Source organism: Shewanella sp. FJAT-51649, assembly GCF_019457435.1.
Taxonomy (GTDB): Bacteria; Pseudomonadota; Gammaproteobacteria; order Enterobacterales; family Shewanellaceae; genus Shewanella; species Shewanella mangrovisoli.
Window position 1 is genome coordinate 2038259 of the sequence record NZ_CP080411.1, and the last position, 11450, is coordinate 2049708.

At 50.7% G+C, this 11450-nt stretch carries 8 protein-coding genes; 3 read left to right on the top strand and 5 right to left on the bottom strand.

Annotation, left to right across the window (positions count from 1 at the left end):
• Positions 1–1557, bottom strand: a complete 1557-nt coding sequence (ppx, locus tag K0H59_RS09190) for an exopolyphosphatase (RefSeq protein WP_220055316.1) — start codon at positions 1555–1557, stop codon at positions 1–3.
• A gap of 42 nt (positions 1558–1599) precedes the next feature.
• Positions 1600–3762 (bottom strand): polyphosphate kinase 1, encoded by a 2163-nt coding sequence (ppk1, locus tag K0H59_RS09195; RefSeq protein ID WP_220055317.1) that lies wholly within the window; start codon positions 3760–3762, stop codon positions 1600–1602.
• A gap of 324 nt (positions 3763–4086) precedes the next feature.
• Between ppk1 and yegD the strand changes: the two genes are divergently transcribed.
• Both yegD and K0H59_RS09205 read left to right on the top strand, forming a co-directional pair.
• Positions 4087–5541 (top strand): molecular chaperone, encoded by a 1455-nt coding sequence (gene yegD / locus K0H59_RS09200; RefSeq protein ID WP_220055318.1) that lies wholly within the window; start codon positions 4087–4089, stop codon positions 5539–5541.
• A 51-nt stretch (positions 5542–5592) separates the two neighbouring features.
• Positions 5593–6066: a CreA family protein gene (locus K0H59_RS09205; RefSeq protein WP_408733579.1), complete on the top strand. Its 474-nt coding sequence runs from the start codon at positions 5593–5595 to the stop codon at positions 6064–6066.
• 112 nt (positions 6067–6178) lie between these two features.
• On the opposite strand, the gene K0H59_RS09210 is transcribed toward K0H59_RS09205, so the two are convergent.
• The 3 genes from K0H59_RS09210 to pdsR all read right to left on the bottom strand — a co-directional run bounded on the left by K0H59_RS09210 (position 6179) and on the right by pdsR (position 10382).
• Complete coding sequence (locus K0H59_RS09210; protein ID WP_220055320.1) at positions 6179–7378, bottom strand: cystathionine beta-lyase; 1200 nt, start codon at positions 7376–7378, stop codon at positions 6179–6181.
• A 124-nt stretch (positions 7379–7502) separates the two neighbouring features.
• Positions 7503–9662 carry a proteobacterial dedicated sortase system histidine kinase gene (pdsS, locus tag K0H59_RS09215; RefSeq protein WP_220055321.1) on the bottom strand — a complete coding sequence of 720 codons (2160 nt, stop codon included), beginning with the start codon at positions 9660–9662 and terminating at the stop codon, positions 7503–7505.
• A 27-nt stretch (positions 9663–9689) separates the two neighbouring features.
• Entirely contained in the window at positions 9690–10382 is a 693-nt protein-coding gene (pdsR, locus tag K0H59_RS09220) for a proteobacterial dedicated sortase system response regulator (protein ID WP_011622965.1), read from the bottom strand.
• A 245-nt stretch (positions 10383–10627) separates the two neighbouring features.
• Here pdsR and pdsO point away from each other — a divergent pair, with 245 nt between their 5' ends.
• Positions 10628–11422 carry a sortase-associated OmpA-like protein PdsO gene (gene pdsO / locus K0H59_RS09225; RefSeq protein WP_220055322.1) on the top strand — a complete coding sequence of 265 codons (795 nt, stop codon included), beginning with the start codon at positions 10628–10630 and terminating at the stop codon, positions 11420–11422.
• Positions 11423–11450: the final 28 nt, after the last annotated feature.

The following is an 11450-nucleotide window of genomic DNA, read 5'->3' on the forward strand; positions in this document are numbered from 1 at the left end:
TTAGCTGGCGACGGCGTTCAGTGTGTCGTCTTTTACCTTGAGATTTTTATCCTGATCCAGCCCAAGGCTAGAGACTAAACGCAGCTGCATCCCTAAAGCCGCCATCTGTTTTTGTTCACGCTGCAAATCTTTCATAAACAAACTGATTTTACGTTTATGGCTGGGCAGTACTAACATGAGTCCATCCGGAACGACTTGGATTTTCTCCAGCACTAGGGCTTTGGCAATTCGGCCTAAATGCACTAATACCGCCAAGCGCAGCAGACAGGCGAGGCGAATGAGGGTGAGTTTGTGGCTTGGCTCTAATTCGGCGAGTAGCAATTCATTGGGTTTCTTACGGTGGTTGGCAATAAGCCTGGCTAAATCCTGTTGCAGTGCCTCACTAAAACCCGGTAAGTCACTGTTGCTAATGATATAAGCGCCATGTTTATGCAATGCCTTTGAGTTGATGTGCAGCCCAATCTCATGCAAGGTGGCAGCGTAGGACAGCAAACGTGCATGGGGTCTTAATCCCCATTCATCGGCGACTTGCTCAAACAGCGCCATGGCGGTGTCCCGCACTTTGGCCGCATGGGGCATATCCACATGGTAAAGCTGGGCAATACTGTCGACCGTACGGTGGCGAATATCTTGATACTGACCGATTTTCGCTAATTCGTAGAGTACGCCTTCGCGCAGGGCGCCCGGACTAAATTCCAATTGCTCAATGGGTAAGCGCCTAAAAAAGCTGATTAAAATGGCAAGGCCAGCGGGCACCAGTGGCGTGCGTTTATCATCGACATTGGCAAAGTGCACTTGGCTGATGTGTCCGCACTTAATCAGTTTCAGCTTTAATTGTTTGAGGCGGGCGAGGGTGACGATTTCATCGCCATGATCTTCCTGAATCGCTTCGCAAATGGCTTTGACTGTGCCAGAGCTGCCAAGCACTAAGTCCCAATCGCCGCTGAAATATTCTTTTGAGAGCGAGGCAAATTGTTTATCGGCGGCGCTTTGCGCTCCGCGAAATGAGGCCGGCGTGATTTGCCCATCGATAAAAAAGCGCTCGTTAAAACTCACGCAGCCACAACGCAGGCTCGATAAATGGGTGGGGGTATTTTTTTGCCCGAGTACCACTTCGGTCGAGCCGCCACCAATGTCGATTACGATATTGCGTTTACCCAGCACTTGGCTTTGGGCAATGCCGTTATAGATAAGGCGTGCTTCCTCGTGGCCAGAAATCACCTCCACCGGATAAGGCATTATGCTGAGCGCCGCTTCAATAAATTGCTCACGGTTTTTGGCGACCCTTAGGGTATGGGTGGCGACTAAACGCACTTGGGCTTGGTCGAGGTTGGAAAAACGCTGATTAAAGTCTCGCAGGCAATTGAGGCCGCGCTCGATAGCATCCATGCTGAGGATGTTCTGCGCATTGAGGCCCGTCGCTAACTGAACTTGTTGTTTTTCTTTGTGCAATATTTGCAAGCTGCCGTCTTGCTCACGGGCGATAACCAGATGAAAACTGTTTGAGCCCATGTCGATAGCGACAAAGTGTCGCGGTTGTGAATGTGTGGCAACCAATCGGATTATCCTTAGGCAATCGAGACGATGATAAAGCCAGCGTTAGCTGGCTTTGGCCTGTAATTCGGGATTGTGGGCAAGTTCCGCCGCGTGCTCCGCTTCAAGCTTTGCGGCTTCGCGCTGGGCGCTAAATTCTTGCTGCAATCGCTTCTCATAATTAATCAGATATTGATAAATGGCAATTTGAGAACGCACTTTACGTTTATTACCGCGGTTACGATAAGGATTACTCTGTTCCTTATTGATGATGCGCGCCTTAGTGTTGTCATTGAACTGTAACGATAAAATATCCATCACCATTTGTTTTAGACGCGGATCATAAATAGGCACACTTACTTCGACGCGGTTATCTATGTTGCGGCTCATCCAATCGGCGGAGCTGATAAATAATTTATTCTCACCACCGGCATGGAACAGCATCACCCGTGAATGTTCTAAAAATCGGTCGACAATACTGTAAATCTCGATGTTGTCGCTGATCCCCGGAATTTGTGGAATCAGCGAGCACATACCGCGGATCAACAGTTTGATTTTGACCCCCGCAGCCGAGGCCTCGTAAAGTTTTTGGACTAAGGACTCATCGAGCAGGTTATTCAATTTTAAGGTAATCGCTGCCTTAATATGGCTCTGGGCATTGACGATTTCGTTATCAATCAAATGGGTCAGTTTTTGTCTCGCATCATAGGGCGACACAATCAAATGCTGGAAGTTATCGCGGCGGTAAGGATGTTCAATCAGGTCAAACACTTGCTCCACTTCGCGGGCGATTTCCTGATTGGCGGTAAACAGCGATAAGTCGGTATAGACCCGCGCCGTGCCTTCGTTAAAGTTGCCTGAGCCTACGTGGCAATAGAGTTTCATCTCGCCTTGCTCTTCGCGGCCAATCAAACACAACTTAGAGTGTACTTTTAAGCTGGTAATCCCATGGTGGACCTTCACGCCCGCCTCGGCGAGCACCCGTGTCCATTCAATATTGGATTGCTCGTCAAAGCGAGCCCGCAGCTCAATCACGGCGGTGACTTGTTTACCATTTTTCACCGCATCGATAAGCGATTGCATCACATGGGATTTTTTCGCAACACGGTAAAGGTTGATGCGAATAAAACGCACCGCAGGATCGTAGGCGGCCTGACGCACCATTTCGGTAAAGTGGGAGAACTTATGGTACGGGTAGTTGACCATAATATCGCCCATCTTGATCGCATCGAAACTGTTGGCACTGCGGCCAAAGCCCGAGCTATTGAGCGCGGGCAATTTTTCGTTTTCGAGGTAATCACGGCTAGGGTTGGGGAAGCCGATAAAGTCCTTAAAGCTGTGGTAACGTCCGCCGGGGATCAAACATTCAGTCGAGCTGATGTTTAAATTTTCTTTAAGCATTTCGAGCATATGCTCGGGCATTTCTTTGTCGTACACCAAGCGCACAGGTTCGGCGGTCAGGCGTTTTTTCAAACCCTTGGTCATTTTTTCGAGCTGGGTTTGTTCAAGTTCGTCGGTAATATCGAACTCGGCGTCGCGGGTCAGCTTCATCGAATAGACTTCAATCGCATCGTACTCGAAGAAGGGACCAAAGAGATCGTCCACACAGTGGCGAATAATATTATCCAGCAGGATTAAGTATTTTTTCGCCTTCGATTTTTCGGCGGGTAACTCAATGAAACGTGGCACATTTTTGGTGGGCACTTCCACGAGGGCATATTGTCTGCGGGATTTAGTGAACAAACACACACACAGATAAGTGGCGTCGTCGTTGATATGCTTTACTAAATCGCGATTGTTGTTAACGATAAGCGGCGCGATATGGCGTTTAAAATGATCGCGAAAATGTTTTTTAAGCCAGTTACTGTGGAACTCGCTTAATTGTTTTTCGTTAATTAACAAAATGTTGCGGCGGACTAATTCACGCATCAACTCGACGTAAATGCTATCGAAACGCTCCTGCAATGCCATCACTTTGGTTTGAATTTTGGCCATGAGGTGGCGGCTATTGCTGCGACCTTCCTGCAACGCGGAGAGTAGAATTGAACGTCTGACCGCGGCCACCCGCACCCGAAAGAACTCATCCATATTATTGGAGAATATGCCTAAAAAGCGCACCCGCTCCACTATAGGCACATTGGGATCACAGGCCTCCTGCAGCACCCGCTCGTTGAATGACAACCAAGAGATTTCTTTATCGATCGACAGTTTATCGGTATTCGGGGACACTGCACAGCTCCTTTAAGCAAGCGTCATGGCGCAATATACAATAGCATTCATCCATCGGAGTGCAATCAGATTTGCTACTGAAAAATGAAGGGATTTACTGACCATTTCCCCTTCAGGCGAAAGTGATATGCGCTCAAAGATACGAGCTGAATATGTCAGATTGATGACAAGTGTGACAGAAATGTGACTTTAAAATGAACTTACATTTAGCCGCAAATTTACAAGGTAAAGCAGGGAAACTGTGCTGGGCTTCCTTTGGGATTGGGGCAAACTGTGTTACCTTGCTCGGCTTTTTGATTGTGGTTTGACTGTAGGGGTAAGCGGATGTTTGTCGGATTTGATTATGGCAGTGCCAACTGTGCCGTTGGGATCATGCAGGGAGATGACGTTTCACTGTTACCCTTATCGAGCGATTCAGCCTATTTACCTTCCACTGTGTATGCAATGGATAGGGAGCTTATTGCCGAGGCCGTTTACCGTGGCTTGCCGCAGGCGTTGAAAGCGGATTATGCCAAGAAGCGCGCCGCGCAATTGAGCCGCGCCCGTATGGTGCGCCATGAATTAGATCTCGATGCCGAAACCCAAGCGGTGTTTGTGGGTGAGCAGGCCGTGGCCGCTTATCTTGAAATGCCGGAAGAAGGTTTTTATGTCCGTTCGCCAAAATCCTTTTTAGGGGCGACCGGTCTTAGGCCTGAGCAAGTCGCCCTGTTTGAAGACATAGTCACCTTAATGATGCAGCACATTAAAGTGCGCGCCGAAGCCGTACTTGCCGAAAAGGGCGTCGCATCTGAGGGACAGACTAGCATTACCCATGCGGTGATTGGCCGCCCAGTGAACTTTCAAGGCATTGGTGGTGAAGAGAGCAACCGTCAAGCCGAGGCCATTTTAACCTTAGCCGCGAAACGGGCGGGGTTTGTCGATGTGGCATTCCTATTCGAACCACTGGCAGCGGGGATGGATTATGAGGCGAGTCTCAGTGCCGACCAAACTGTGCTGGTGGTCGACGTGGGTGGCGGTACGACCGACTGCTCCGTGGTCAAAATGGGGCCTAAGCACCAGGCGAGTTTCGATCGCAGTGCCGATTGCCTTGGGCACAGCGGCCAGCGGATTGGCGGAAACGATTTGGATATTGCGCTGGCGATGAATGCCTTTATGCCGCACTTTGGCTTAGGCTCGCTGATGAGTAATGGTAAGCCTATGCCGAGCAATCCTTTTTGGAATGCGGTCGCCGTCAACGATATTAGCGCCCAGCGCGAGTTTGCCACCTTAAGCACTCGCAAACTGATTGATGAACTCATTAAAGAGGCCGAGCAGCCGCTGCTGTTAAAAAGATTGCTCAAAGTGCAGCAACAACAGTTAAGCTACCAAATTGTACGACTAGCCGAGCGCGCTAAAATTGCCCTGTCTGAGGCGCAAACGATGCAGAGTGCGCTGGACTTTATTGAAACATCACTTCGGGCAGAAGTGAGCCGTACGGGCTTTGAAACGGCGATTGAGCCTTCGCTCACCAAGGTTGAGGCGCTGATGCACCAAGCCCTGACTCAGGCGGCAAAGAGTCTTGCGGGCAATGGCTTAGCGCCAGAGGAGCTGTCCGTGGATGCCGATAGTCTTGAGTGCAAACCCGATGTGATTTATGTGACGGGTGGCACCGCGCGTAGCCCAGCGATTTACGCTAAAATCACTAGCCTTTATCCCGATACCCCAGTGGTCGTCGGTGACCACTTTGGTTCGGTGACGGCGGGGTTAACGCGCTGGGCACAAAAGTGTTTTGCTCAATAGGGAAGGATGATGAATAAGGATAAACAGATGAAAAGAGTCAATAAGGCTTTGATGTCTTTGCTGGCCGTGACGCTGGCGGGGACGGTACTCACGGGCTGTGGCGATGATGTCGGTAAAGTGAGCCTTGGGTTATTTACCACTAAGGATGTGATTATCGATGCCAAGCAGGATCCTAAAATCCCTGGGGTGACCTGCCATATTAGCCGTATCGAAGCGAACCTCGATTTTGCCGATCCTTCGGATATGGGCATAAGTTGTCGTCAAACGGGGCCGATTTCCGCTGCCGATATCGCCAACATCGATAAGAGCAAACACGGCGAAGTGGTCTTTACCGAATCCTTAAGCATTTTATTTAAGAGCTTAAAAGTGCGCCGAATTTACGATGCACCCAATCAAACCCTGCTGTATTTGTCCTATTCGACCAAAGAGACCAATGGTAGCCACAAACATGCCTTATCGACCGTGCCTTTGTACGGCTCACAGGCGTGGATTGACCCCGCTGTCAGCGGGGCTCAGCCAAAATAGCAAAGGTGAATTGAAGCCGAAGTAATACGATGGCGGGGCACAAAGAAGGCGGGGCAAAATAAAGGCGGGAGAGTTCCCGCCTTCGTTGTTTAACACATAATTTGTTTAAGCTTTATTTGGCCTTGGCGGCGAGTACGGCATTAAAGCGCTCAAAGCCCGCGCTGAGATCGGCAATTAAATCATCGGGATCTTCTAGGCCAATATGCACACGGATCAACGGCTTGCTTGCATCCCACTGAGTGGCGCTGCGGATTTTTTCAATCCCGAAAATCCCTAGGATCAGACTCTCATAACCGCCCCAAGAAAACCCCATTTTAAAATGCTGCATATTTTCAACGAGCGCGGTAACCGCCTCCTGATCCCCTTGCTTTAACACGAAGGAGAACAGGCCGTTGGCGGCGCTAAAGTCGCGTTTAAAGAACTCATGTCCTGGGCAGGTATCAAAGGCGGGGTGACGTAAATGGTCAACCTCGGGGCGCGTTTTCAACCAGTTAGCCACTTTAAGGGCATTTTTCTCATGCTGTGCCATGCGCACGCCTAGGGTGCGTAATCCGCGCGTGGCGAGATACACATCGTCGGGGGAGGTCGTTTGCCCCAATAAATAACTGCGCTCACGCAGCTGCGGCCAGTGCTTTTCGTTGGCGGTCGCGGTGCCTATCATCACATCAGAGTGACCGACGATATATTTGGTCGCGGCTTGAATCGACACATCGACACCCATCTCGAAGGGCTTGCTATTGATTGGCGACGCCCAAGTGTTGTCGAGAATAGTCACCAATCCATGTTCATGGGCGATACGGCATAGGGTCGGGACGTCCTGCACTTCCATGGTGAGGGAGCCGGGAGACTCTAAAAACAGCACCTTAGTATTGGGGCGAATAAGCTCGCGGATACCTTCACCAATCAGGGGATCGTAATAGGTGGTCTCAATATTAAAGCCCGCCAGAATATGGCTGCAAAGATCGCGGGTTGGTTCGTAAACACTGTCAACCATCAGCAGGTGATCGCCCGCCTGTAAAAACGATAATAAAGCCGCGCTAATCGCCGCTGCACCCGAGGGATACAGCGCCGTACCTGCGCCACCTTCGAGCTCACTGATCGCCGCCTGAAACGCAAAATGGGTTGGGGTGCCGCGGCGGCCATAAAACATTTCGCCATTGGTTTTGTTTTTGGCGGCGTGACGCATGTCTTCCATGGTGTCGAAGACGATAGTGGATGCGCGAAATACGGGCGGATTAATCACGCCCTTGGTCCATTTTTTATCTCGACCGACGCTGACGATTTGGGTGGCTAGCTGATGTTTATCTGTCATAGGGCTTACCTTGGCGAGTCAGTTTTTATGTTGTTATCCATTGTGATGGCCGTCATCTTAGCATCTGCCCGTGAAAATGGCAGGAGGCAAACAGATGAGTTTGCCTCAAGTTGCAGAGCGTGGATTAGCTCAGCGGTAGGGTGACCAGAATATCGACCCCATCGTTTTCGCTGCGGTTGCGGGCCAAAATTTTCCCCTGGTGGAACTCGGTCACAAGCCGCGCAATATACAAACCTAGGCCGAGGTGAGGTTTGTCTTGGGCTTGATTGATCCGTACCGAAACCATGGAGTCGAAGATCTGCTCCGACATATCCACTGGCAATTGCGGTCCTAAGTTGCTGATAAGCAAAGTAGCTTGTTTGCCAACTTGGGTGAGAGTCACTTCAATCGCACTGCCTTGATGGCAAAACTCGATGGCGTTGGCGATAAGCTTGTCCATCAATTGGGCGATGTATTCAGGTACGCCCTGCATCATCAATGCCTGCTCGGGCACTTTGACGCTAAACTGCTGCTCAGGGTAGGTCATTTGATAGCCTTGCATACAGCCGCTCACCACTTGGGACAGCGGGAACTTAGCCACATCGGCCTGAGTGAGGCTCTGCTCGAGGCGTGTCGCCTCACTCATATTGTTCAAAATCATGCTTAATCGGCTCACCCCTTCTTGGGCGCGATCGACATACTTTTGTGTGTCTTTATCTAAGGTTTGCAGATTTAAGTGCTCTAACGAGGAGCGCACGACTGCCACCGGCGTGCGTAACTCATGGGACAGGCGCGACGACATATTCTCTAGATAATGGGTGTATTGACCCAAACGGCCGACAATACTGGCAAAACTGCGGGATAAGTCGCCAATCTCGTCCCGTGCCTTGGAGGGTTTTAAATGATTACGTACACGACCTTGACTGTCGATGGCATTTTCGGCTTCATCGCGCAGTTTGCGGATACGATTGGAAATACTCGAGGCGAAGAAAAACAGCGCTAAGGTGCCCATGCTCATAATGGTCAGGATCACGTTAAACAATTTTTCCAGCGCGCGGTTACGCAGGGTGCGAATACCGTGGGTGGTTTCTTCGGCCACCACGGCGCCCATCACATTGTTATCAATCCAAATGGGGCTGGCGGCAGCAAGCACCACAGCCTTATTGTCTGGGGTCAGTCGCCAGGTCGAGCTTTGTTGTCCCGCAAGTGCCTTTTGAATATGGCTGCCGTCGAGTTCGGTCGAGTCCTGCAGAGAATCGATAAAATCCTTAGGTGGTTTAGTGAGGATTTTATAGTAGAGCGGGTGCAGGTAGTCACGCTGAAAACGTTGCCACATAGAGTTGCTGTTTTCATCATCGAGGGTGCGTGTCCAGACACTGTTGCTATCACGGATATCGCCAGACTTCGCGAGCACACGCCCGTGTTTATCGACCACCCAAATCCGTGAGCTATAGTGGCTCATCCCTTTGATAATATTCTCAATTTCGGGTGATGGCACTAAGACAGTGCCCAGTTTATCGACGGTATCTAAGGCGGAGGTGCCGACAACGGCAGTGATATCGCGGTACTTGCTGTCGTTAACATCGGAAATCGCAAATCCCAGTTTGCTACCCACCATATCCAAGGGGATCCGCAGCTCGATGTTGTAGCCCACATCCGTGGTGGCCCATTGCCCTTGAATACGGACTTCGGGCGTCACGGGCACGGTTTGCTTAGGATTGGCGGGCAGCTCGAAGGCACTGATCCAGCCTGGCTGGGTCGTGGCCACGATATAGCGTTTAAATTTATTGTCGGGGGCAAGGGTCGCAATCGACAGGTGATCGTTTCTATCAACGCTTAAGGCATTCTTTCCCCGAAACACCACATTGGGATCGACCACCTGAAAAAAGGCATACAGATAACCATCGTACTGACCCACCATATGGGTAAAACTCAAGGTGAGCGGCGCGCTGGGATCGGCGCGCATGATGAGATTCGCCTCGCCGTACTGGATAAATCTGTGCTGATATTCTTGCCATTCATTGAGTTTGCCATCGAGCAGAATCGCGCCTGCGAGGGGGTAAGCATAGAGATCGCGACTCTTTTCAACCTGCTTTAAAAAGCTGGCCTGACCGTCGAACAGTTTTGGCCGCTCGTGTAAGGCGGTCGCTAAGGCTTGAGTGGTGCCCTCCAAGGTGCGTTCCTGACCGTGGCGCAGGTATTTTTCCATCTCCCACACATATTGGTACCCCAGCCAAGGTAGGCAGAGTAAAAACAGGCTGAGGCCAATAACTTTAGTGCGAAGACCGAAGGGAAAACGTGTCATAGAATGCTGGCTAATCTGCTACATGGTTTAGGCTAGGCTGTCCCAGCGATAGCCCATGCCGTAAACGGTATCAATACAATCAAATTCGGGCGCGGCGGCCATAAACTTCTTACGGATGCGCTTCACATGGGAGGTGATAGTGCTGTCATCGACAAAAATCTTCGCCTCTTGCATCAGCTCATGGCGACTACGGACATGCCCCGGGTGTTTGGCCAGGGCGTGCACCATCCAAAATTCGGTAACTGTGAGTTCAATCGGGATCTGGTTCCAAGAAACCTGCATCCGATTGGCGTCGATGGTGAGCGGCCCGCGCTCCAGTAAATTTTCCTGCGGCGTTTGACTGGTGGCTAACTCAGAGCGGCGAAACAGCGCGGCTAAGCGAGCGGTCAAATGGGGGAAACTCACTTCTTTGCTCAGGTAATCATCGGCGCCTAAACGCAGGCCGCACACAGTATCGAAGTCGCTATCCCGTGCGGTTAAGAAGATGATCGGCAAAGTGTTTGACATGGCGCGCAGGGACTGACACAGCATAAAACCGCCGTCAATTTCATTGCCAAGGCCGATATCGATAATAGCTAAATCCGGCAGACGGGTATTAAACGCCAACATGGCCGATGGCCTGTCGGCATAGGTTTGCACACTGTAACCGTGTTGCTGCAACACATCCTTGTAATTTTCGCGAATGGCCGCTTCATCTTCCACAATGGCGATACGTTTCATTAGCCATCTTCCTATTGACTGCTGGGACTAAGTGTCTGGGGATAAGTTTTCGTGACTATACAGGAATTTATTTCTGAAAAAAGCTCCCAAATGCAATTGCCATTTTGTTGCCACAATTGATAGTCGCATTGCCATTTTCCATCCCCGCTTATGCCATTGCGCTTGTGTTTAATAAGCTCATTCCGTTTTACCCGCCGCGCTAATGACTTAGGAGGGTAAACGCAGCACAAATCAAAAGGAATGAGATGATGAAAAAGACGCTGATTAATATCTTGGTACTGAGTGTATTCGCCGCGCCCATCGCTAGCGTATCGGCAAGGGTATCCCTGCAAAATCAACCCGTGCTCTCAGAGCCACAGACTGAGATGCTTGAGCAAGATGAGGATGATGGCGAAGCGCTGATAGGTCTTGGCGGCGGAGCGTTACTTGGCGCCCTAGTGGGCGGCCCAGTTGGCGCCATTATCGGCGGATTTACCGGCACCTTAATCGGTCAATCGGTTTCCGATACCGACAAGGTTAAAACCCAGCAACAGCATATTGCGCTGCAGCGCCAACAACTGGCGAGCATATCGGCCAAACAACAGGCCAGCGAGCAACGCGCCGCCGAATACGCCTCAACCCAAAAGCAACTCGATGAACTGCTTGCCGAGCAACAACAACTGTTAAGTGAGTTGGCGCTGGGCATGAATGTGCAGTTCCGTACTGGCTCGTCGGAGCTTGAAAGCCATTTTTTGCCCCAATTAGACAATGTCGCCAAGGTGATGAAGCGCTCGAGCGAGTCCAATCTCGAGCTGAAAGGTTATGCCGACCGTCGCGGTGATCTGGCCTACAACCAAGCGCTCTCGGAGCAACGTTTGTTAGAAGTGCGGGGATACTTGATTAAGCAAGGCGTAGCCCCTGAGCGGATCACCACCCAAGCCTTCGGCGCCAGAATGCCGCTCAATGATCAGCAAGATAGTGAATCAGATGTATTTGATCGCCGAGTCACTCTGACCATGCAGCCTAACCAAGGGCTGATGGCGAGCCGCGTGACCGAATAATTCAACAATATCAATCGTATTCAACCAA

Coding starts and splice junctions, on each gene's coding strand:
- yegD (WP_220055318.1), top strand. CDS start 4,087: ATGTTTGTCGGATTTGATTATGGCAGTGCCAACTGTGCCGTTGGGATC.
- K0H59_RS09205 (WP_408733579.1), top strand. CDS start 5,593: ATGTCTTTGCTGGCCGTGACGCTGGCGGGGACGGTACTCACGGGCTGT.
- K0H59_RS09210 (WP_220055320.1), bottom strand. CDS start 7,378: ATGACAGATAAACATCAGCTAGCCACCCAAATCGTCAGCGTCGGTCGA.
- pdsS (WP_220055321.1), bottom strand. CDS start 9,662: ATGACACGTTTTCCCTTCGGTCTTCGCACTAAAGTTATTGGCCTCAGC.
- pdsR (WP_011622965.1), bottom strand. CDS start 10,382: ATGAAACGTATCGCCATTGTGGAAGATGAAGCGGCCATTCGCGAAAAT.
- pdsO (WP_220055322.1), top strand. CDS start 10,628: ATGATGAAAAAGACGCTGATTAATATCTTGGTACTGAGTGTATTCGCC.